The 22,875-nt window shown below is 60.8% G+C and carries 19 protein-coding genes and 1 pseudogene; 6 read left to right on the top strand and 14 right to left on the bottom strand.

Going from position 1 to position 22,875, the window contains the following annotated elements; translation table 11 throughout:
* Positions 1 to 76: 76 nt before the first annotated feature.
* From argE to KBP52_RS00550, 11 genes and pseudogenes are all read right to left on the bottom strand, one after another.
* The gene (argE, locus tag KBP52_RS00600; RefSeq protein WP_212621733.1) at positions 77 to 1,234 is read right to left on the bottom strand and encodes an acetylornithine deacetylase; all 1,158 of its coding nucleotides are present in this window, start codon (positions 1,232 to 1,234) and stop codon (positions 77 to 79) included.
* The gene (locus tag KBP52_RS00595; protein WP_116029663.1) at positions 1,231 to 2,385 is read right to left on the bottom strand and encodes an FAD-binding oxidoreductase; all 1,155 of its coding nucleotides are present in this window, start codon (positions 2,383 to 2,385) and stop codon (positions 1,231 to 1,233) included. The genes argE and KBP52_RS00595 overlap by 4 nt, the downstream gene beginning before the upstream one ends.
* Positions 2,382 to 3,758 (bottom strand): FAD-dependent oxidoreductase, encoded by a 1,377-nt coding sequence (locus KBP52_RS00590; protein WP_212621732.1) that lies wholly within the window; start codon positions 3,756 to 3,758, stop codon positions 2,382 to 2,384. Before KBP52_RS00590 ends, KBP52_RS00595 begins: the two co-directional genes overlap by 4 nt.
* Positions 3,740 to 4,048, bottom strand: coding sequence for a (2Fe-2S)-binding protein (locus KBP52_RS00585; protein ID WP_016987774.1), 309 nt, complete (start codon positions 4,046 to 4,048; stop codon positions 3,740 to 3,742). Before KBP52_RS00585 ends, KBP52_RS00590 begins: the two co-directional genes overlap by 19 nt.
* Positions 4,045 to 5,886, bottom strand: a complete 1,842-nt coding sequence (locus tag KBP52_RS00580) for an ABC transporter ATP-binding protein (protein WP_212621731.1) — start codon at positions 5,884 to 5,886, stop codon at positions 4,045 to 4,047. Before KBP52_RS00580 ends, KBP52_RS00585 begins: the two co-directional genes overlap by 4 nt.
* 1 nt (position 5,887) lies before the next feature.
* The gene (locus KBP52_RS00575; RefSeq protein ID WP_016987772.1) at positions 5,888 to 6,763 is read right to left on the bottom strand and encodes an ABC transporter permease; all 876 of its coding nucleotides are present in this window, start codon (positions 6,761 to 6,763) and stop codon (positions 5,888 to 5,890) included.
* Positions 6,760 to 7,716 carry an ABC transporter permease gene (locus KBP52_RS00570; protein WP_077572462.1) on the bottom strand — a complete coding sequence of 319 codons (957 nt, stop codon included), beginning with the start codon at positions 7,714 to 7,716 and terminating at the stop codon, positions 6,760 to 6,762. Before KBP52_RS00570 ends, KBP52_RS00575 begins: the two co-directional genes overlap by 4 nt.
* 45 nt (positions 7,717 to 7,761) lie before the next feature.
* On the bottom strand, positions 7,762 to 9,399 hold the full coding sequence (locus tag KBP52_RS00565; RefSeq protein ID WP_212621730.1) for an ABC transporter substrate-binding protein: 1,638 nt from the start codon (positions 9,397 to 9,399) through the stop codon (positions 7,762 to 7,764).
* A gap of 93 nt (positions 9,400 to 9,492) precedes the next feature.
* Positions 9,493 to 10,767, bottom strand: a complete 1,275-nt coding sequence (locus tag KBP52_RS00560) for an FAD-binding oxidoreductase (RefSeq protein ID WP_212621729.1) — start codon at positions 10,765 to 10,767, stop codon at positions 9,493 to 9,495.
* Positions 10,768 to 10,811: 44 nt separating this feature from the next.
* Positions 10,812 to 11,480 (bottom strand): haloacid dehalogenase type II, encoded by a 669-nt coding sequence (locus KBP52_RS00555; protein ID WP_016987768.1) that lies wholly within the window; start codon positions 11,478 to 11,480, stop codon positions 10,812 to 10,814.
* Positions 11,481 to 11,954: 474 nt separating this feature from the next.
* A pseudogene (locus tag KBP52_RS00550) lies at positions 11,955 to 13,428 on the bottom strand (aldehyde dehydrogenase family protein).
* A gap of 242 nt (positions 13,429 to 13,670) precedes the next feature.
* Here KBP52_RS00550 and KBP52_RS00545 point away from each other — a divergent pair.
* Entirely contained in the window at positions 13,671 to 14,528 is an 858-nt protein-coding gene (locus KBP52_RS00545) for a GNAT family N-acetyltransferase (protein ID WP_212621728.1), read from the top strand.
* Positions 14,529 to 14,575: 47 nt separating this feature from the next.
* Positions 14,576 to 15,283: a cupin domain-containing protein gene (locus KBP52_RS00540; RefSeq protein WP_212621727.1), complete on the top strand. Its 708-nt coding sequence runs from the start codon at positions 14,576 to 14,578 to the stop codon at positions 15,281 to 15,283.
* A gap of 122 nt (positions 15,284 to 15,405) precedes the next feature.
* Here the strand turns inward: KBP52_RS00540 and KBP52_RS00535 are convergent, their stop codons facing one another.
* Complete coding sequence (locus KBP52_RS00535) at positions 15,406 to 16,416, bottom strand: LacI family DNA-binding transcriptional regulator (RefSeq protein WP_212621726.1); 1,011 nt, start codon at positions 16,414 to 16,416, stop codon at positions 15,406 to 15,408.
* 177 nt (positions 16,417 to 16,593) lie between these two features.
* On the opposite strand from KBP52_RS00535, the gene KBP52_RS00530 reads away from it, so the two are divergent.
* Genes KBP52_RS00530 through KBP52_RS00520 form a run of 3 tightly spaced genes read left to right on the top strand, consistent with a single transcriptional unit; the run spans position 16,594 to position 20,137 of the window.
* Positions 16,594 to 17,784 carry a Gfo/Idh/MocA family oxidoreductase gene (locus KBP52_RS00530; RefSeq protein WP_212621725.1) on the top strand — a complete coding sequence of 397 codons (1,191 nt, stop codon included), beginning with the start codon at positions 16,594 to 16,596 and terminating at the stop codon, positions 17,782 to 17,784.
* A complete protein-coding gene (locus tag KBP52_RS00525; RefSeq protein ID WP_212621724.1) occupies positions 17,774 to 18,856 on the top strand; it encodes a sugar phosphate isomerase/epimerase family protein in 1,083 nt (360 codons plus the stop codon). The genes KBP52_RS00530 and KBP52_RS00525 overlap by 11 nt, the downstream gene beginning before the upstream one ends.
* A 42-nt stretch (positions 18,857 to 18,898) precedes the next feature.
* Entirely contained in the window at positions 18,899 to 20,137 is a 1,239-nt protein-coding gene (locus tag KBP52_RS00520; protein WP_212621723.1) for a nucleoside permease, read from the top strand.
* 84 nt (positions 20,138 to 20,221) lie between these two features.
* Here the strand turns inward: KBP52_RS00520 and ycaC are convergent, their stop codons facing one another.
* Together ycaC and KBP52_RS00510 are read right to left on the bottom strand one after the other, a co-directional pair.
* Positions 20,222 to 20,854, bottom strand: coding sequence for an isochorismate family cysteine hydrolase YcaC (gene ycaC, locus KBP52_RS00515; protein WP_212621722.1), 633 nt, complete (start codon positions 20,852 to 20,854; stop codon positions 20,222 to 20,224).
* 128 nt (positions 20,855 to 20,982) lie between these two features.
* Entirely contained in the window at positions 20,983 to 21,579 is a 597-nt protein-coding gene (locus KBP52_RS00510; protein WP_212621721.1) for a TetR family transcriptional regulator, read from the bottom strand.
* Positions 21,580 to 21,720: 141 nt separating this feature from the next.
* Between KBP52_RS00510 and KBP52_RS00505 the strand changes: the two genes are divergently transcribed.
* On the top strand, positions 21,721 to 22,821 hold the full coding sequence (locus KBP52_RS00505; protein WP_212621720.1) for an alkene reductase: 1,101 nt from the start codon (positions 21,721 to 21,723) through the stop codon (positions 22,819 to 22,821).
* The last annotated feature ends 54 nt before the right edge of the window (positions 22,822 to 22,875 follow it).

Raw genomic sequence — 22,875 nt, 5'->3', positions numbered from 1 at the left:
GCTGAAATTTTCGCCGCAACAGCAGATCAACACAAAATCCTGTAGGCGCGAGCCGCGCTCGCACCTACAGACACCGTCATTGTTTCAGCGACCCCAGCAAACCCTGAAGAAAGCGTTCCCCGGCCTCCATCTGACTGACCTCGATAAACTCATCGGGCTTGTGCGCCTGCTCGATCGAACCCGGCCCGCACACCACCACCGGCACATCCAGACGCTGCTTGAACAAACCGCCTTCCGTGCCGAAAGACACCTTGGACACACCGGTATCCGGCGCGGCGAAGTTTTTCAGAAAGCGCACGGCTTCGACGCTCGGATGCGTGTCGAGCCCAGGATAGACGTTCAGCGTTTCGATCTCGATGGCGGCGACGCTCGACAGTAAACGCGCCTCGCGCACGATCAGCTCGGCGCGCTCCTGCATCTGCGCGAGAAACTGGTCCAGATCATCGGCCGGCAAGTTGCGCACCTCGAAGTCCAGAGTGCACAGATTGGGCACGATATTCAGGGCCCGCCCGCCACCAATCTGACCGACATGCACCGTGGTGTAAGGCACGTCGTAATCCGTATCCTGTGCGCCCTGCTCCTGCAATTGGCGCTGACTGTCGCGCAGTGCGGCGATAAAGTCGCAAGCCACGTGAATCGCATTGACCGAGCGAGGCGCCAGTGAGGAATGCGCTTCCAGGCCACGACAGTAGGTGCGATAGGAGCCCTTGCCCTTGTGCCCGAGTACGAACTGCATGTTGGTCGGCTCGCCAATCAGGCACAGAAACGGGCGCACCGGAGCCAGATGCAAAACGTCGAGCAAGCGCCGCACACCGACGCAGCCGGTTTCTTCGTCGTGGGACAATGCCAGTTGCAAAGGCCGGTTCAGCGAATGGTCGGCAGCGTCGAGCATCGCGTCGATGGCCAAGGCAATGAAACCCTTCATGTCGCAACTGCCGCGCCCGTAAATTCGCCCGTCCTGCAGCGTCGCCTGAAACGGCTCAAGCGTCCACGCCTGCCCTGCCGCCGGCACGACGTCGGTGTGCCCGGACAGCAGGATACCCGGCAAGGTTTGCGGGCCGGTGCTGGCGAACAGGTTGGCTTTCTTGCCGGTTTCGTCTTTGACGATCAGCGACTCGATGCCCTTGCTCAGCAGCAATTCGCGGACGTAGTCAATCAGGGCCATGTTCGACTGCGAAGAGACTGTGTCGAACGCCAACAAACGCTTGAGAATCTCCAGTACGCGCGGCTTCATGAGGCTTTGCTCCGTTGCTCGGTCAGGGTGGCGAACCGGCGGATGGAGAACGGTTCAATCGAAGTGCTGGTGCTGCCGGTGCTGATCAGTTCGGCCATGACGTCACCCACGCCAGGGCCAAGCTGGAAGCCGTGACCGCAGAACCCGAAGGCATAGAACAAACCGTCAACCGTGCCGCTCGGTCCCATGATCGGCAAGGAGTCCGGCAGATAACCTTCAATGCCACTCCAGACGCGGATGATGTTCAGATTGCCGACACCTGGCAGCAGGCGCCGCATCTGTGCCATCTGATTGAGCAGGCTGCGCGGCTCGAAATAGGCGCGGCGATTGAGCATGTCCGGCTTGCTGCGGTAGCCGCCACCGATGACGATGTTGCCGCGCGGAATCTGTCGAAAATAGATCACTTCCTCGGCAATTTTAGTGTAAACGCCAATCACCGTCGGCAACGCGTACGGCACCGGCTCGGTCACGGCCATTTGCGGGCCGTGGGTGTCCAGCGGCACCGGTTCGCCGAATTGTTGCGACAGCTTCTGCCCCCACGCACCGGCAGTAATCAACAACTGTGCCGCGCTGAACTGGCGGCCATCGGTGGTGCTGACGCGAAAATCGCCAGCAACCTTTTGCACTTCGGCCACTTCAGTCTGTTCCTCGATCCGCGCCCCCAGACGCCGTGCTGCCCGGGCAAATGCAGGTGCCGCCAGGCGTGGATTGGCGTGACCATCGTGCGGAGCGTAAGAGCCACCCTTGACGTCTGGGCCAAGGAAGGGAAAGCGCTCATGCAACGCTTGGCCACGGTAGATTTGCAGATCCAGTTGCGCCGCTTCCGGCGCGTTGGCATACGCCTCGAGTTCGGCAATTTCGTCGTCGCGATAACACACGCGCATGTGCCCGCTGGCGATGAACTCCAGATCGTCATCGATCAGTTCCGGCAAGCGCTTCCACAATGCCCATGAACGGTTGGCCAGTTCCAGTTGCCCCAGATAGCGGCCCTGACGACGGACATTGCCGAAGTTGACACCGCTGGCGTACTGGCCGATCTGGTCACGCTCAAGCAGGATCACCGAGTGCCCGCGACGACGCAGGAAAAACGCTGCCGCCGAGCCCATCAAGCCACCGCCGACAATCACCACATCAGCTTTTTCAACAGTCATGGCGACACCTCCTCGGTGAACATCGAAAGCGGTTTGACCGGCGCCTGGCCGCGTTGTCGACCGACCTGCTGCACGCTGACACCCGCCGCTGCCGCGATCACCTCGGCCCCGGCCTGGGAACAATAACGGCCCTGACAGCGGCCCATGCCGACCCGGCTGAACGCTTTGGCACGGTTGACCTCACAGGCGCCCTTCTCGCTGACAGTGCGGCGCAGCTCACCGGCGCTGATCATTTCGCACCGACAGACAATGGCAGCGTCCGGCAACGCCGCGGCTTGCTGCGCAGGCCAGGGAAAGGCTTGCGCCAGGCCAAGACGAAACTGTTCCATCACCACCAGCGCCTGCCGTTGTTGGTCACGCAGACCGGCGTTTACCGGTTGGTTCAAATCTTCCAGCAAGGCCATGGCCACCAGTCGCCCGGCGTGCTCAGCCGCATCGGCACCGCGAACCTTCGCGCCGTCGCCGGCAGCGTAGACACCGCTGACCGACGTGCGCCCCGCGTCGTCGACCGCCACCCACCACTGGCCGGACGCCTGGTCAAACGCCATCCGGCATCCCGCCAGATCCGCCAACTGAGTTTCCGGACGCAAGTGATAACCCAGCGCCACGGCGTCGCAATCCAGACTCAGCGTTTCACCTTTACCGGTGCGTATCCGCACGCCGCTGACGCCGCTGGCTGAATCACCCAGTACCTGCAACGGCTCGACGCCGAGATGCACCGGTATCTTTGCCCGATACAACTGCGCCAACAATTTCATCCCGGTCAACAGCACGCCCGGGCGCGCGAGCAATTTCGGCAGTGCGCCGATACGCTTGTGCAGCGGCGAGGTGTCCAGCACCGCGGCCACCGTCGCCCCGGCTTTCACATACTGACTGGCAACCAGATACAGCAACGGCCCGCTGCCCATGAACACAACGCTGCGACCAATCGACACCGCTTGCGACTTGAGCGCAATCTGCGCCCCGCCAAGGCTGTAAGTGCCCGCCAGTTGCCAGCCTTCAATCGGCATCAGCCGGTCAGTGGCCCCCGTGCAGAGCAGCAACGCGTCGTAATCCAGCGTCGAGTGCCGGCCCTGACTGACGCAGCACAATTGTCCCGGCGTGAGGTTCCACACCAGGGTGTCCGGGCGATAGTCGATCCGCTCGCGCAGGCGATCAAAGCTCTGATGCAGGTCTTGCGCCTTATGCGCTTCGCTGCCGTACAGCGTGGCGTAATTGCGGGTGAATCCCTCGGGCTGGCGACGATAGATTTGTCCGCCATCGCGGCGATTTTCATCGATCAGCGTCGGTTTGAAACCGGCCGCCACCAGCGTTTCGGCGCAACGAATGCCCGCCGGCCCGGCGCCGACAATGACTATGCGTGCAATGGCCATTTTGCCTCCGGTTGCGTGGTGACAATGTCCAGGCCTTCACGCACTTCATTGGAACAGGCGCGCAAACGCTCGCCGCTGCGCGTCCAGACCCAGCAATCCTGGCAGGCGCCCATCAGGCAGAACCCGGCGCGTCGACCTGAATCAAACTCCGATTGACGCAAGGCATTGCCGTGAGTCAGTACGGCAACCATCAACGTGTCACCCTGCAACGCTTGCACCTGCGCACCGTCCACCGTCAGGTTGACACTAGGTCGCCCCTGTTCGGCCAGCCTTACAAAACGCCCGCTCATGCATAGGCTCCCTGACTCAGATTGATGACATCGCGCTGGGTTTTCAGCAGTTCGACGCTGTCGTGGTGACAGAGAATTTCACTGCCGCCGTCAATGCTGTGACGCGGCGGCGCGCTGCGATTGCACAGTCCATCGACCCGCACCGGACAGCGGTCGAGAAACGTACACAGTTCTGGTTCGTCGGATCTGGCCCCCACCGGCGGCAGTTCCCCACACGTCGTGCCGCAATTCTCCAGCCAGCCCTGGCGCAGTTCCGGGACAGAATGAATCAGCATGTCGGTGTAGGGGTGAAACGGCGGCTGGGCAAATGCCTGACGCGTCCCGGCCTGAACTTTGTGGCCGCTGTACATCACCACAATGTCATCGCACAGCGCGCGAACGGTGGAGATGTCGTGACTGATAAACAGGTACGAAACGCCCAGCTCCTGACGCAGATCGCGCAACAGTTCGAGAATCGCCGCACCCACCACCGTGTCCAGTGCCGAGGTCACTTCATCGCACAGGATCAAATCCGGTTTTGCCGCCAGCGCACGCGCCAGGTTGACCCGTTGTTTTTGCCCGCCGGACAGTTCATTCGGGCGACGTTCGGCCAGGGTTCGGGGCAAACGCACCAGATCGAGCAGTTCGCCGATTCGTTCGTGCAACGCCGCGCCCTTGAGGCCGAAATACATTTTCAGCGGCCGACCGAGGATGGTGCTGACACTGTGCATCGGGTTAAGCGCGGTATCGGCGTTTTGAAAGACCATCTGTATCCGTCGGAACTGCTCGTCGGTGCGCTCGGACAGGCAGCCGCCAAGTGGCTGACCATCGAAGGTCAACCCGCCCAGCGCCGGACACAGCAACCCCGCCACCACCCGCGCCAGCGTCGACTTGCCGGAACCGGACTCACCGATCACGCCAATGGCCTGCCCGCGACGCACGGTCAGATCAATGTCTTCCAGTACGCGGATCGCCGGCATGCCGTGCGTGTTCTTGTTGCCGTAGCCTGCGGTCAGGCCTTTGATGGTCAGCAGCGGTTGCTCTTCGGCAATGCCGCAGGGTGGCCGGATCGAGGTGTCCGGGCGCGCGGCGGCCAACAGGCTGCGGGTGTATTCATGGGCCGGCCCCTTCAACAACGGCGCGGTAGCGCTCTGTTCGAATATCCGGCCGCCATTGAGCACCACAATCTGGTCAGCCATTTGCGCCACCACCGCCAGATCGTGGGACACGTAGACAGCGGTCGCACCCCGTTCACGAACCACCCGCTTGAAGGCACGCAACACGTCGATCTGGGTGGTCACATCGAGAGCGGTGGTCGGTTCATCGAGGACCACCAGCAGCGGATCGCTGATCAGCGCCATCGCCGCCATCACCCGTTGCAATTGCCCGCCCGACACCTGATGCGGATAACGTTGGCCAATGCGCTCAGGGTTCGGTAATGCGAGGTCGCGAAACAACGCGATGGCTTTGGCCTCGAGCACCGCACGGGTGCCCAAACCGTGAATCAATGCGCCCTCCACCACTTGATCGAGCAGTCTTTTTGCCGGATTGAACGCTGCCGCCGCGCTCTGCGCGATGTACGACACGCGGTTGCCGCGCAGCTTCTGCAGTTCTTTTTCGCTGAGGGCCAGCATGTCGTGCTCACCGACCTGCACCACGCCGCCGGACAAACGGCAGCCACGCCGGGCGTACCCGAGCAAGGCCAGGGCGATGGTGGTTTTGCCCGACCCGGACTCACCGATCAGCGCCAATACTTCGCCTTTTTCCAGGGCGAAACTCACGCCTTTGACGATTTCGCTTTCACCGCGCTCGCCACACGCGACCACCCGCAAGTCTTCGACTCGAATCAATTGGCTCATTTCAATGACCTCCCGAACGGCGACTGCGGCGAGACGACAGCCTGTCGATAAACAGATTCACGCCAATGGTCAGGGTGCCGATTGCCAGTGCCGGAATGACGATGGCCGGCGCGCCCTGATTGAGTCCACCGATATTTTCGCGCACCAGCGAACCAAGGTCGGCGTCGGGTGGCTGCACGCCCAGACCAAGGAAGCTCATGCCACTGAGCAGCAACACAATAAAGCCGAACCGCAGGCCCAGATCGGTCAGCACCGGGTTGAGCATGTTCGGCAGGATTTCCACACAGGCAATGTACAGGCGCCGTTCGCCACGGGTACGCGCCACTTGCACGTATTCCAAAGCCTCGATGTTCACGGCCATGCTGCGGGCAATGCGAAAGGCCCCGGGAGCGAAGCTCAGCACGGCGGTGCATACCAGCAACATCACCGACGAACCAAACGCCGAGACCATGATCAGCGCGAGCATCTTGCTCGGGATCGAGATGAACGCGTCCATCAGGCGACTGATCACTTCGTCCAGCCATTTTGGCGACACCACCGACAGCAGCGCGCAACTGGTGCCCAGGCCACTGGCCAATATCGCCGCAATCAACGCCAGGCCCACCGTGAAGCGGGCGCCGACGAGCACCCGGCTGAGCATGTCACGGCCCAGATAATCAGTGCCGAACGGGTACAGGGCACTGATGCTGTCGAAGACATTGTCCGACACCACTTCGCCCACCGGATGGGGTGCCAGCCACGGGCCGAACATTGCCACCAGCAACCACAGAAGGCACATCGCAGCACCGATCAGACCCAGCCAGGCCGGGCCATGGGACACCTTGCCCACCGACAGGTCGGGCGCTGAAGGCGTCGATTTCACAATGAGATTGTTCATTGGTTTCTCAGCCTCGGGTTGGACAGGATGGCACACAGGTCAGCGAGCAGCACCAGCCCCAGATACGCTGTACAGAACAACATGGTGCAGGCCTGAACCAGTGCCATGTCACGGTTGGTCACGGCATCGACCATCAGGCTGGCGATACCGGGATAGTTGAAGATGGTCTCGACGATGACCACCCCGCCCAGCAGGTAGGAGAGGCTCAGGGCGATGGCGTTGGCAATCGGCCCGATGGCGTTGGGCAAGGCGTGCCGCAGTACGATACGGATCGGGCTGACCCCTTTGAGCCGGGCCATTTCCACGTAAGGGCTGTCGAGTTGATCGATCACCGCTGCGCGGGTCATGCGGGCCATTTGCGCGACGATCACGCAACACAGGGTCATCACCGGTAAAGCGTAAGTGCGCATGAATTGCCACGGTGAAGTGATGTCGCTGGCATAGGACAGCGCCGATAACCAACCCAGGTTTACCGCGAAGATCAACACCGCCAGGGTCGCCACCAGAAACTCCGGAACGGCGACCATGGCCAGGGTGAAAAAGCTCAGCAGGCTGTCGAGTCGCCCGCCCCTACCCATCGCCGAACCGATGCCCAGAATCAGCGCCACCGGTACCGAAACCAGTGCGGTAGCGCCGGCCAGCATCAAGGTGTTGGGGACGCGCCCGGCCATCAACTCACCCACCGGCATGGCGTTGGAAACCGACAGGCCCATGTCACCACTGAGCAAGTTCATCAGCCAGTGCAAGTAGCGCAACACGCCGGGCTGATCGAGTCCCAGTTTCAGGCGCAACGCCGCGACCTGCTCCGGCGTGGCGAACTGCCCAAGCGATTGTTGCGCGGCGTCGCCCGGCAATACCGCCGTGATCGCGAACACGACCATGGACACAATCAACAACGTCACGATCGCGGCGCCCATGCGCCGGCCGATCAACCACAAGGTGTTGCTGTTCATCGCCTGTCCTCCTGCACTGTTACTGCCGCTCAAACCGACGGCTTATCAAGCGTCCAGCCAGACCTGCTCGGCGAACATGTAACCCATGAAGCCGCCCAGCGGATTGCTGCTGTAGCCTTTGATGCGCTGGTCAACGCCATCGATGTTGCTGATGAACACCGGCACGCCGATGCCGCTGTGGTCGTGCACCAGCGTTTGCATATCGGCGTACATCTTGCTGCGCTTGGCGTCGTCGGTTTCGGCGCGGGCGAGCATCAGCAGTTGGTCGAACTGATCGTTCTGCCAACCGGACTCGTTCCACGGCGCTTTCGACTGGAAGAACTGCGAGAACATCACGTCGGCGTTCGGCCGCGGGTTGATGTTGCCGAAGCTCAGCGGGTGCTTCATCCAGTGGTTGGACCAATAGCCGTCGCTCGGCAGGCGGTTGACGTCGAGTTTCAGCCCGGCCTGTTTCGCCGATTGCTGCAACAGCACCGCGATGTCCACTGAACCGGTGGCGGCCGGCGAAGCGACCAGCGGCATGCTGATGTTTTCCATCCCGGCTTTCTTCAGCAGGAACCGGGCTTTTTCCGGGTCATAGACGGTTTGTGGCAGGTCGGCGTTGTAATAGCGCGAACCCGGCGCAATCGGATGGTCGTTGCCGACCACGGCAAAGCCAAGGAATACCGCCGATTTGACCTGCTCGCGGTCGAGCAGATACTTCATCGCCTGGGTGAATTCGGCGCTTTTGCCGGGCATCTGATCCTGACGAATGATCAAATCAGTGTAGTTGCCCGACGGCGCATCAACGACCCGATGCTTGGCACTGGCCTTGATCCGGGTGGTAGAACGCGGATTGACCTCATTGATCATGTGTACGTCGCCGGAAAGCAGCGCGTTGACCCGCGACGGTTCGTCACCAATGGCGATGAACTCGATTTCGTCGAGGTACGGCAGGCCTGGTTTCCAGTAACCGGTGTTGCGCGCAGCCACCGAACGCACGCCCGGTTTGAATTCCTTGACCTTGAACGGCCCGGTGCCGATGCCCTGATTGAAGTCGGTGGTGCCCTCGGGAACGATCAGCAAGTGCGACACCGCGAGAATCGACGGCAGCTCTGCGTTGGGGGCGCTCAGACGGATCTGTACTTCGTTGGTGCCGGTAGCCTTGATCTCGACGAACTGCTCCATCAGCGGCATGACTTTCGAACCGGTGAGCGGGTCCTTGTGTCGCGACAACGAAAACACCACGTCGGCGGCGCTCAGGGTCTTGCCGTTGTGGAAGGTCACGTCTTTGCGCAGGGTGATGGTCCACACGGTGGCGTCGGTGTTGTCGATGCGCTCAGCCAGTTCCAGTTGCGGCACCAGATGCGAGTCGAATCGGGTCAGGCCGTTGTAGAACATGTAGTGGCGCACATAATCGGTGGACAACGCGCCTTTGGCCGGGTCGAGGGTGTCCGCCGTGGAACTGGACATCCCGGCGACACGAATGCGCCCGCCCGGTTTGCCTTTGCCCGGTGTTGCCGCTTCATCGGCGAACAGCTTGCCGGCGGCGCCAAACAGGCTGCCGGCGCCCGCCGCGGCGACCCCCGCGACACCGAGCATTTGCAGGGCATGACGGCGTGACATGCCACGATTGAGGCCCTCGAAAACCCGCAGGCTTTCTTCGCCGGAGATCAGGGGTGAGTCGTTCTTGTTGTCAGTCATATCAGTGCTACCTGTCGAAGATGAGAAGGCTCGAGTGTTCCGGTTGACCGGAACGTCCTGAAACGCAAACGACGGTGACGCCACAACAGCAACTCAATGCAGATAATCCTGAAAGCGGTAATACGCGCCCACGAACGGCAAAAACCAAGGCTTGCCGAAATGCCCGGGGATGGCTGGCCATTCAAGTTCGCGCCACGGATTGACCTCGACATTACCCGCCATCACCTCGGCCATGACCTGGCCCATGTGCACCGACATCTGTACACCGTGGCCGCTGTAACCCATGGAGTGAAAAACCCCGCCATGCTGACCGGCCCGAGGTAGCCGATCGGAGGTCATGTCGACCAGTCCGCCCCAGCAGTAGTCGATCTTCACCTCGGCCAATTGCGGGAACATCTGCACCATGGCGGCTTGCAGAACCTTGCCGCTCTTGGCGTCGTTGACGCTGTCGGACATGGCAAACCGCGCGCGGCCGCCAAACAGCAAACGGTTGTCCGGGGTCAGGCGAAAGTAGTTACCGATCATGCGGCTGGTGACATAGGCGCGACGACACGGCAGCAATTGTTCGATCAACGCGTCTGGCAATACCTCGGTAGCGATGACGAAACTGCCGACCGGAACGATGCGCCGCCGATACCAGCTCAAGCCGCCGTGTTGACAAGCGCCAGTGGCGAGCAGCACCTGCCCGGCGTGCAGCGAACCCTTGCTGGTATTGACCTGATAGCCGCCGGCCTTGGCCTTCCAATCCAGCACCGAAGTGCCTTGATGGATCAGAGCACCGTGCCGCGCCGCCGCTTCGGCCAAGCCGACGCCGAAGCGGCCGACGTGCATTTGCACGCCGTTGCGTTGCAGCAGAGCGCCGTGAAACTGTGCCGAATTCACTTCAGCGCGGGTCTGCTCGGCGGACAACAACTCGACATCGGCATCGACCTCACGACGAATCAGCTCACAAGTGCGCGCCAGGCCTTCGTAGTGCATGGGTTTGGCGGCCAGTTTCAGCTTGCCGTTGCGGATCAGGTCGCAGGCGATCTGCTCCTGCTCCACCAGCGAAACAACACTTTGCACTGCTCGCTCATAGGCCTGGTAATAGGTGCGCGCCTTGTCCGCACCGAGGCTGGCACTGAGGCCGGCGTAATCCTGGGCCACTCCGGTGTTGCATTGCCCACCGTTACGCCCCGAAGCTTCGCCGATCACTCGCCCGGCTTCGAGCACCACCACACTGGCACCCTTGAGCGCCAAGGCGCGGGCCGCGGCCAACCCGGTGAAACCACCCCCCACGACGGCCACATCGACCTGCGCGGGCAATGCGCCGAGTTGCCCACCGGAGAAGGCCGGCGCGGTGTCGAGCCAGTAGGATTCACTGCCCATGTCTGATTCGCCTATGCCAGAAAAAATGCCGATGCCGATGCAACTCAGAGACCGACCAGCGCCGGCAGCCCGCCGATGTCCGTGATCTGCTGATAGCCGTAAAACGCATTGCCCGGGACTTCGTGACCGCGGGCGACGAAGGCCTTGTTCTTGATCTTCATGTCGTGTGCCGGCATCAAGTCGTAACGGAAGCTGGAGGACACATGCAAGATGTCTTCCGGGCCGCAGCCAAGGTTGTCGAGCATGAACTCGAACGCCGCCAGGCGTGGCTTGTAGGCTTGTGCCTGTTCAGCGGTGAAGACCTTGTGAAACGGCGCGCCGAGTTTGTCGACGTTGGACATGATCTGGCTGTCGCTGGCGTTGGAAAAAATCACCAGCGGGATCTTGTCGGCAATTTTCGACAGACCGGCCGGCACATCCGCGTGTGGGCCCCAGGTTGGCACAGCGTCGTAGTACAGCTGACCTTCGTCGCGGTACTCGACGCCCCAACGCTTGCAGGTACGCGCCAGTGCTGTCTTGAGAATCTCGTCGTAAGGCATCCAGTCGCCCATGACCTGATCCAGGCGATAAGCCGAGAAATCCTTGACGAACTGGTCCATCTGCTCCGCTGGCACGCGATCGGCGAAGAGTTCGCGCGTCATGGTGCCCATGTGGAAATTGGTCAGCGTACCGTAGCAGTCGAACGTAATGAATTTGGGACGAAGAAAGCTCATTGGGTGCGATCCTGAAGTTCGTTGAGGTCATGGCGCGGCCAGCATTCGCTTGATTGGCAAGCGGTGATGCAACGCTGCAGCACACCGTCATTACAACACTGTGAATTCAGCAGATGGCGTTAAAAGCGACCTCTGCTCGATACAAACCACCGTTTTGGCCACCTGCCTCAGCAGACTTTGCGGCTCGCTCCAGCGTTGGGCAAACCCTGTATTTGTGCGCCCTTATGGACCTCCTTTGGCTGTGTGCGCGCTGGTTTTGCGGCATTCACCGCAGAAACTGCGCCGCGCAAAACGAAAACGGGCGCGTCCCTAAGGACGCGCCCGTTTGGCGGCTGATGCAAGCGTTACTGATGCCACTGGATGACCCGATCTCTGCGAGCGCGAACCTGCTCGCAAAGCGCTGTGTCAGGCAACATCAATGTCGCCTCAGACGCCCGCTTCGCGAGCAAACTCGCTCCCACGGTTTGATCGGCATTACTGAACAATGTCGATCAGCACACTCTTGAAGCGCAGATTGGCCTCGAACGCTTCGCGCCCCAGGTCCTTGCCGATACCGGAGCGTTTATAGCCACCTGTGGGCAGGATGTAATCGTTACTGCGCCCGTAACGGTTGACCCACACCGTCCCCGCCTCCAGTTTGCGCACCAGGCGCAAGGCGCGATTGATATCGGCGGTGTGTACGCCCGCGGCCAGACCGTAAGTGGCGTGCGCAGCCAGACTGAGTGCCTGCTCCTCGTCATCGAACGCCTGCACCGTCAGCACTGGCCCGAAGATCTCTTCGCAGACCGCCGGATTCTGATTGTCGACCCCGGTCAGCAACGTCGGTTGATAGTAAGCACCGCCCATCTCTTCAAACAGCCCGCCGCCGGTCAACACCTCGGCACCGGCCTGGCGCGAACGCTGGACGATGCCATCTATACGACTGGCCTGCAGGCGCGAAATGATCGGTGACAGCGTGCTTTGCGACGACCAGGTAGGGCCGGGACGCAGCGTCTCGAAGTAAGCCTGCAAGTGCGCCAGGAAGGGTTCCATGATCGAGCGCTCAATCAACAGCCGTGAGCCAGAGACGCACACCTGGCCAGCGTTACCGGTAATTGCCAAGGCCACGGTGCGCGCGGTTTTGGCAATGTCGGGGATATCGGCGAAGACCAATTGTGGACTTTTGCCACCGAGTTCCAGTGTGACCGGTTTGGGCCCGACCAGTGCGCACGTCGACATGATGCTCGAACCGGTTGCCGTGGAGCCGGTGAACGTCACTTTACCCACACGCGGATGCCGGCACAGCGCGTCGCCCGTCACACGACCATCCCCCTGCACGACGTTGAAGATGCCGGCCGGCAGCCCCGCGAGCAACGCCAGTTCAGCAAAGCGCAGACTGGAGAACGGCGTCAGCTCTGAAGGTTTGAGCACCACGGCATTGCCCGCAGCCAAGGCTGGCGCGACCTTCCAGGACGCCATGCTCAGCGGAAAATTCCATGGCGCAATGGCGGCGATCACCCCGTAGGGTTCAGCAATCTGCATGCCCAGGCGATCAGTCTGGGTGGCGGCGACCTGACCGCCATGCTTATCCGCCAGCTCGGCAAAAAAAACGAATGCCTTCGGCCACATAGGGAATATCCCAGGCGATCACATCTTTGTGCGGGCGGGTTGAGCCGACAGCTTCCAGAGGCGCAAGAATCTCCGCGTCCGCCTCAATCAGATCCGCCCAGCGCCGCATCACCCGCGCCCGCTCGCGCGGTGGACGGCTGGCCCAGTCGCTGCGATTGAAGGCCTGCCAGGCATTATTGACGGCTTCGTCCACCAGGTCGGCATCCGCCACCGGCAGTTCGGCATAAACCTGGCCGTCGGAGGGGCGAACCACTTCCAGCCCTGAATGCGCATCGCGGTATTGACCGTCAATGAAGTGGGCGCTGCGAACAGCGATAAGGCGGGGATCGAAGCTATTCATGGAGCACTCCAGAAGAGGGGCCGGCGAGTCATTACTCAGGCCTCCATCGTAGAAAAAAAGCCCAAGCATTTGCTGCCGACCTTGCCGTGCAAATAAGTAGTAAGTGTGGTCTTGCGGGCATCGTCTCGCCGAATCTGCCGAATGCGCGATCGCCCCTTGTCAGCGCTGCACACAGATGGGATACAGGCACCATCGCGCCGCAAAACCGGGCGCTCGCGCACATTGTTCAACGGAGACTCGCCATGTCCGCCTCACACCCGTCCGCTTATGTTTATCGCCCGATGACCGCCGCCGATCTCTGCGCCGCCCATGCCTTGTCCGTTCAGTTGAAATGGCCGCATCGACTGGACGACTGGGCGATGCTGCAACGGGTCAGTGCCGGTTTCGTCGTGCTTGATGGCGAACGGTTGATCGGTACGGCATTCGCCTGCCCGCAAGGTGATTTCGCCACCATCGGGCTGGTCATCGTCAGCGACGACTACCAGGGCAAAGGCATCGGACGCCAGTTGATGGAGCAAGCCCTCGATGCCTGCCAGGCGCGAACGCCCATGTTGAATGCGACCCTCGCCGGTGCGCCGCTGTATGCCAGTCAGGGCTTTGTCGAGTTTGGCAGGATCCAGCAACATCAGGGCCAGGCGCACGCACCGGCGCTGACCGCGCTGGCCGAGGGCGAAGCATGTCGTGCGCTGACGGCTGCGGATCAGCAACAACTGGTGACGCTGGCGAACGCTGCCAGCGGTCTGGATCGGCGCGCGGTGCTGGACGACCTGGCGCCGGTGGTGGAACAGTCCGTCGGCATTCACCGCGACGGCCAGTTACGCGCCTTCGCGCTGATGCGCCCGTTCGGACGCGGCCGCTGCATAGGCCCGGTGGTTGCTGAAAACCTCGAACAAGCAGAGTACTTGATCGGCACATTGTTGAACCAAGTGCTGGACGCCTTTGTGCGCATCGACATTCCGGCCGATTGTGGCCTCGCCGAATGGCTGGAAACAGCCGGACTCAAGCAGATCGACACCGTCGCGCAAATGGCCCGGGGCACGCCTCCTGCGGCCGCCAATGGGATGCGCCAGTTTGCTCTGGTTACCCAAGCCATCGGTTGATTGCGCTGTTGCAATGCCTCAACGTTTTCTAATGGAGTGTTCTTCGTATGTCGCAACCTACTGTTCTGCTGTTGGCTCGCGCCGACGGTGGCCGCATCGCTACGTCTTTCGAACAGATGGCGTTGAGCGCCAGAGATCCTTTTGCCGCCGGCCGACGCGTCGCTTGGCACGGTGCTGACGGCATCAGTGCAGGCATCGTTGAGGTTGGCGAGTCGATGGAAATCGAGGACTTTGCGCACACCGAAACTATTGTCGTGCATGCCGGGCACGTGCGGCTGAAAGCCGGCGAACAGACATTGGCATTGACTGTCGGCAGCAGCGCAGTGATCGGCCGTGGCACCTCGCTGCGAATAGAGGCTCAGGTCGGAACGCAATGGGCTTTCTGTGCGATGACCACTGACACCCCGACACCCGGCCTCACCGGCCTCGATCCGTTGGCGATGCTATCGCCGTCGGCGGCGCCACCAGAACAGATTCTGATTGGCGCGACACCACAATGCCGCTCCCGCAATGCCTTCGAAGATCCGGTAACCGATCTGCGTGTCGGTGTGTGGGATTCGACGCCCTACGAACGCCGCGGCCGAGCACACCCACTCAATGAGTTGATGCACCTGATCGAGGGCAGCGTGGCATTACTCGCGCCGGACGGATCGAGCGTTATGGTCGATACCGGCGACAGCGTGTTCGTACCGCGCGGCGCATTCTGCGCGTGGAAGAGTACGCGCTATGTGCGCAAGGTTTACGCGGTTCGATAGTCGCCTGTTTTTTTCAGAGCTATTAGGATCCACCATGACTGTGGCGAGGGAGCAAGCGCCCTCGCCACAGGTTTTTTTTGCTCGTGCTATCGCTTGGTTGCGTCGGCTTGGAATTCAGTGGTTCAGCTACCCGCTTGATCAACCCGCGCCGTGCTGTCGCGCTTGGTTAATGCGAACGGCAATACCACATGCCGTTGCGGCAACGGCTGTTTCTCGATCAGCGCAATCAGCATTTCCACGGCTTTCTCGCCGAACATTTCGGCGGGTTGGGCAATGGTCGTCAGCGGTGGATCGCAGTACGCGGCCATTGGAATATCGTCGAATCCGGCGAGAGAAATATCCTCCGGCACGCGCAGCCCCTGCTCTTTGATGCGCTTGAGCGCGCCGATGGCCATTTCGTCATTTTCACAAAATAGCGCGCTCGGTCGGCTGTCGAGCGCGAGCAGTTTGCCGGCACCCGAATAGCCCGCGTCGAGCGTGAAATCGCCGTGACAGATAAGCGTGTGATCCAGCGCGAGACCGGCATCGCGCAGGGCCGCCTCATACCCCGCCAGACGATCACGCGTGAGCGGGCTGCCTTTGGGTCCTTTGATCAGTCCGATACGCTGATGCCCCATCGCGATCAGGTACTCGGTCATGGCTTTCGCCGCCGCAACGTTATCCAGACTGATCGTTGGATGCCGTCCGTGCCGGATGACTTCGCAGGCATTGACGATCGGGGCCAGTGCAGGCTCGGCGGCAGATTCTTCGAAGGGATCATAGGCGCGCAACTGAATGACGCCATCGGCTTGATGGGCGTGCACCAGATCAGCGAACTGGCGCTCAAGCGATGCCTGGCCCTGGGTGTCGCACAACAGCAACCGGTAACCGGCGGCCTGCGCGGCTTTTTGTGCGCCGCTGATCACTCTGGCGAAAAAGGTGTTGGCAATGGTCGGGACCAGAATCACCAGGTTTCCCGTTCTACGCGAGCGAAACTGCACCGCCATCAAATTCGGTCGATAGCCGGTTTGCTGGACGGCGGCCATGACCCGCTCGCGGGTATCGGGCAGCACCCGCTCGGGGGACTTCAATGTTCTCGACACCGTTGCCACCGAGACACCCGCCAGCCGTGCCACTTCGCGGATATTGGACAAGACTGCCTCGCTCTTTCAATCAAATTGGCCGTCGAGCTTACCGCACAGCGTCACGCGCCGAAACGTTGGCATTCGTCAGACACGGTTTGACACTCGCTGATTTCAGGCCTAGATTTCGCCGACGATGTAACCGGTTACATCATCAATGTTCCGCATGAATTCACTGAGACAATTGCCATGATTGCTGCAGGTCGAAAAATAAGAATGGGCTTCGTCGGCGGTGGTGAAGGCGCCTTCATCGCCCAGGCACACCGGCAAGCCGCCGGCCTCGATGGACGCTTCGAACTGGTCTGCGGTGCGTTCAGCCGCGACGCCCACAACAATCAACGCAGTGGTGCGGCGCTTGGGCTGCCTGCGCAACGCTGCTATGACGCCTGGCAAGACATGCTGGCCGCCGAACACGCACTGCCGACCGATCAGCGCATGGAACTGCTGGTGATCGTCACGCCCAATCACCTGCACGCCCCTATCGCCAGTGCAGCACTGAGTGCGGGTTTCCATGTGTTCAGTGAAAAGCCTGCAGCGCTCAATCTGGCGCAAGTGCAGGACTTGGCCCGCGTGGTCAACAACAGCCAGCGGATCTACGCCTTGGCACATACCTACCTGGGGTACGCGATGGTCTGGCAGGCACGCGAGATGGTCGCCAGCGGTGAAATCGGGCGGCTGCGCAAAGTCCTCGTCGAATACCCGCAAGGCTGGCTCAGCAGCGATGTGGCTGGCGAAGGCAACAAACAGGCGGGCTGGCGCGACAATCCTGAACAATCCGGCATCGGTGGCTGCATCGGTGACATCGGCACGCACGCGTTTTCCCTCGCGGAGTTTGTCGCCGGTCAACCCATCCAGTTCATCAGCGCGATGCTCGGGTCACATTTGAGCAGTCGCCAACTGGATGACGACGCCTCGATGCTGTTCAAAATGGCCGACGGCGCCAGCGGCGTATTGATCGCCAGCCAAGTGTGCGCCGGCGAAGAAAACCCGCTGAAGATTCGTCTGTATGGCGACAAGGGCGGGCTGGAATGGCGTCAGGAAGAGCCTGCCAGTCTGATCCATCGACCCTTGAATGAACCGATGCGCGTGCTGCGCTCGGGCCTTGGTCAACCTTGGCTGTGCGCAAACGCCACGCGGCGCATGCGCTTGCCCGCCGGACACCCGGAAGGCTACCTCGAGGCCATGGCCAATCTCTACGGTGACCTCGCGCAGGCCATTTTCAACGGTGCGAGCGGTCCTGACGCACCGGGCGTTCCCGGTATAGCCACTGGGCTGCGTGGCATGGCCTTCATCGAGACCGCCATCGCCAATCATTGTGGCGAAGCCAAATGGACTGCAATACCTGACCTTGCCAATGGAGCAACCGCCAATGAACGTTAACCAACAACGCCCGAGCGGGATGCGCGGGCCCGGCATCTTTCTCGCCCAATTCATCGCCGACGAAGCGCCTTTCGATACCTTGGCCAACATCGCGCAATGGGCCGCTTCTCAAGGCTACAAAGCCATTCAGTTGCCAACCCTCGGCACGCGCTTCATCGACCTTGAACGCGCCGCCGACAGTCAGGATTACTGCGACGAACTCATCGCCGTATGCGCCAAGGCCGGCGTGGTGATCAGCGAGCTGTCGACACACCTGCAAGGCCAACTGGTCGCGGTGCATCCGGCGTTCGACGCGCTTTTCGACGACTTTGCCCCGGCAGCGCTGCGTGGCAATCCGCAAGCACGCACCGAATGGGCGATCAACCAGTTGAAACTCGCGGCACGCGCCAGTCAGCGCTTGGGGCTGACCGCCCACGCGACCTTTTCCGGCGCCCTGCTCTGGCCGTACGTCTACCCGTGGCCGCAGCGTCCTGCGGGTCTGGTGGAACAGGGCTTTGCCGAATTGGCAAAACGCTGGTTGCCGATCCTCGAGTGCTTCGATGAGGCCGGTGTCGACCTCTGCTACGAGATCCACCCTGGCGAAGACTTGCACGATGGCGCCTCTTTCGAGCAATTCCTCGAAGCGGTGAATCATCATCCACGCGCGGCGATTCTGTATGACCCGAGTCATCTGTTGCTGCAGCAAATGGACTACCTGGGCTTCATCGATCGCTACCACGCGCGCATCCGCATGTTCCACGTCAAGGACGCGGAGTTTCACGCCGACGCGCGATCCGGCGTCTACGGCGGCTATCAGGGTTGGGTTGATCGCCCGGGCCGGTTTCGTTCACTGGGCGATGGCCAGATCGACTTCAAGGCGATCTTCAGCAAACTGACTCAATACGACTTCAACGGCTGGGCCGTGCTGGAGTGGGAATGCTGCCTGAAAGACGCGGCACAAGGCGCTGCCGAAGGGGCGGCCTTCATCGAACGACACATAATCACCCGAACCCGCAAGGCATTCGACGATTTCGCCGGTGTGAGCGCTGACGAGCAATCCAACCGGCGTCTGCTGGGCCTTGGCGAACGCTGATTACCACGCTGTTACCGACATAAAAATAATACGGTGATTGAAATGAACGTAATGAATGCGCGACTCAGCGTCATGATGTTTCTGCAGTTTTTTATCTGGGGCGGCTGGTTCGTCACCCTCGGCACCTTTCTCACCACGACACTTGCAGCAAGCGGCGGCCAGGTGGGTATGGCGTTCTCCACGCAGTCGTGGGGCGCGATCATTGCGCCGTTTGTCGTTGGGCTTGTTGCAGATCGATTTTTCAATGCCGAACGCATTCTGGCGGTGTTGCACCTGCTGGGCGCGGTGCTGCTCTTTCAGCTTTATCGGGCAACTGATTTCAGCGCGTTTTATCCCTATGTGCTGGCCTACATGCTGGTCTACATGCCGACACTGGCCTTGGTAAACGCGGTAGCCTTCCGACAGATCAAAGACCCGGCCCGGGAGTTTTCCCGCATCCGCGTGTGGGGCACCGTTGGCTGGATCGTCGCCGGCATCGTGATCAGCTTCGGCTTTGCCTGGGACGCTCAACAGGCGATCGCCGCCGGCGGTTTGCGCAACACATTCCTCATGTCTGCCGTGGCCTCGCTGGTGTTGGGGCTCTACAGCTTCAGCCTGCCGAAAACCGCACCGTTGAAATCCACCGCCGATGCGCCAGGCATCAAACAGATGCTGGGGGCGGACGCGTTGGGCCTGCTCAAGGATCGCAGCTATCTGGTGTTCTTTCTCGCGTCCATCCTGATCTGCATTCCTCTGGCGTTCTATTACCAGAATGCCAATCCGTTTCTGGCTGAAATCGGTGTCACCAACCCCACTGCGAAGATGGCCCTCGGTCAGGTCTCCGAAGTGCTGTTCATGCTTCTGCTACCCCTGTTCATCCAGCGTTTCGGCATCAAGATTGCCTTACTGGTCGGCATGCTGGCCTGGGCCTTGCGCTATGTGTTGTTCGCCTACGGCAACAATGGTGACCAAGCGTTCATGCTGCTGATCGGTATTGCGCTGCATGGCGTGTGTTATGACTTTTTCTTCGTCTGTGGGCAGATCTACACCGATGCCAAAGCGCCCGAGCGCTTCCGCAGCTCGGCTCAGGGCCTGATCACCTTGGCGACTTATGGGGTGGGCATGCTCATCGGATTCTGGGTGGCGGGTCAGATCACTGACCACTTCACCGCGCAAAACGGCCACGACTGGAGAAGTATATGGCTGTTCCCGGCAGGATTTTCGGTGGTGGTTCTGCTGTGTTTCGCACTGGCGTTCAAAGGCCGAGGCGGCGAAAAGGAAGGGATGCCGTCGACCGTCTAGAAACGCCGTTCTGATAGGCGCAGCGGCAGAAAAACGCAAAAAGCCTGCTTTTCAGGGCAGGCTTTTCGTTTACATCGCGCTGGCTTACTTCTGCGGAGCCGTCAGCGCCGAGTAGCTGTTCATCAGATTGCGGTAGTTGGGGATTCGCTGCGACAGCAAGTTACCCAGCCCTTCAATGTCGTTGCGCCAGTCGCGGTGCAGCTCACACGCCACCGAGAACCAGTTCATCATCTGCGCACCGGCCTGAGTCATACGGCTCCACGCGGCTTGTTGCACGGTGGTGTTGAAGGTGCCGGAAGCGTCGGTCACCACAAACACATCAAACCCTTCCGCCAGCGCCGACAAGGTCGGGAACGCTACGCAGACATCCGTGACCACACCGGCAATGATGATCTGCTTGCGCCCGGTTGCTTTGATCGCTTTGACGAAGTCTTCGTTGTCCCAGGCGTTGATCTGACCTGGACGAGCGATGTACGGCGCGTCCGGGAACATCTCTTTCAGTTCCGGTACCAGCGGGCCGTTCGGGCCTTGTTCGAAACTGGTGGTGAGGATGGTCGGCAGTTCGAAGAACTTGGCCAGATCGGCCAGGGCCAGCACGTTGTTCTTGAACTCGTTCGGCGAGAAGTCCTGCACCAGGGAAATCAGGCCGGTCTGGTGATCAACCAGCAGCACGATGGCGTCGTCTTTGTTCAGGCGGTTGTAGGTTGGAGTGGTCATGGTCTGCGTCCCTTTTGAGTTTTTGAAGTTGTTGTTGCGTTCAAGTTGGGTACAGATTACTGACGCACAGGGACGGGATAAATCGGCTGAAAAGCGTTTCACCGTCAACTCAAAAAGGACAATACCAATCAACCAGTCACTTCTGCTCTGTCGGCAGATATCAGCAATGACGCGGTCATTTCAGCGTGGCATACCGCAAGTATTTCATCGGCCAGCGCTGAGTCATCCGGGCAGGCACGCGAGAGAATAATCGCGCCCACCGCACGCGCCAGCATGTCGATCATTTTCACTCGCCCCTCACCAGATGCCGCGTCGGGCCCTGTCGGGTACTTGTCGCCAAGCGTCTGCAGCGTGCGCTCGATGCCGTCGGAAAATGCCGTTTTCACTTCGTCAGACTGACGCGCAGCGTCGCCGCACAAAGCGGCCATGGTGCAACCGCTACCTCGTCCATCCCGATGTTCTTTCGACACATAAGCGTCGATGAAGCCTTGAACATCGAGCATTTCGGCACTGGCCAACGAGCGCGCAAGGCTGTTGGCCGAGGCTTCGGACATCAGGTCGGCCTTCGAGCCGAAGTGCTTGTAGAAACCGCCATGGGTGAATCCGGCCGCCGCCATCAGGTCCGCGACGCCGACACCGTCGAAACCGCGCTCACGAAACAACACCGAAGCGGTCTCGACGATGTGCTCGCGGTTTGCCTGCGCCTGGGCTTTGGTGACTCTCACGTGCAATACCTCCGCTGAAAAATCATGCGCAGATGATACATAGATGTCAGCCATAATCAAAACCGTTGACAGTTTAGATTTCGATCATCATCCTAATTGCAGAAGTTATCGCTGCTCACTCACAGGCACGGATCAACCCCCATGACCGATCAAAATCTGTTCACGCCGTACACGCTTGGCTCCCTGACGCTGGCGAATCGAATCGTTCTCGCCCCGCTGACCCGCAATCGAGCGGGCGAAGGCTTCGTGCCCAGTGAATTCGCGGCCACCTATTACAGTCAGCGCGCCTCCGCTGGCCTGCTGATCTCCGAGGCCACGCAGATCTCCCGACAGGGCCAGGGCTATCAGGACACCCCGGGGATTTACACGCAGGCGCAGATCGATGGCTGGCGCAAGGTCACCGCTGCGGTGCACGAAAAAGGCGCGAAGATCTTCCTGCAACTGTGGCATGTCGGTCGTGTTTCACACGTTGATCTTCAAGAAAACGGCGCCGCACCTGTCGCCCCCTCGGCGATACGCCCGACGACCAAAGTGTTCGTCAACAACCGCTTTGAAGACGTTTCCGCGCCACGAGCACTGGAGATCAGCGAACTCCCGGGGATCGTCAACGATTTCCGCCAGGCAGCGGTCAACGCTATCGCCGCTGGGTTCGATGGTGTGGAAATCCACGGTGCCAACGGCTATTTGCTCGATCAATTCATCAAGGACGGCGCCAACTTGCGCACTGATGCCTACGGCGGCTCGATTGAAAATCGTGCGCGCTTGTTGCTGGAGGTGACGGCAGCGGTCGTCGCCGAGATCGGCGCAGATCGCACCGGCATTCGCCTCTCGCCGGTGTCGCCGGCCAACGGGGTGTCGAGCAGCGACCCGCAAGGGCAATTCGAATACATCGTCGAGCAACTCGACGCGCTGGGCATCGTTTATCTGCACGTGGTCGAAGGCGCAACCGGCGGGCCGCGCGATGTCGCGCCGTTCGATTTCGGCGCTCTGCGCCAGCGTTTCAAAAACACCTACATCGCCAACAACGGCTATGACCTCGACTTGGCGAACACGCGGATTGCCGAAGACCAGACCGATCTGATCGCCTTCGGTCGCCCGTTCATTGGCAATCCCGATCTGGTCGAGCGCCTGGCGGCCGGTGCGCCGTTGGCCGGTTTCAACCCCGCCACCCTGTATGGCGGTGGTGCGGAAGGCTACATCGACTACCCGACCCTGGCGGAATGGAGCGCTGCTGCTCAGTAAGCCGAGCCCCAGCGCATTTACTGCCTCTCCTTAATCGTTTTTGTGAAAAGAGAT

The organism is Pseudomonas sp. SCA2728.1_7 (assembly GCF_018138145.1).
GTDB classification, from domain to species: domain Bacteria; phylum Pseudomonadota; class Gammaproteobacteria; order Pseudomonadales; family Pseudomonadaceae; genus Aquipseudomonas; species Aquipseudomonas koreensis_A.
This window is presented reverse-complemented; position numbering and strand designations above follow the sequence as displayed.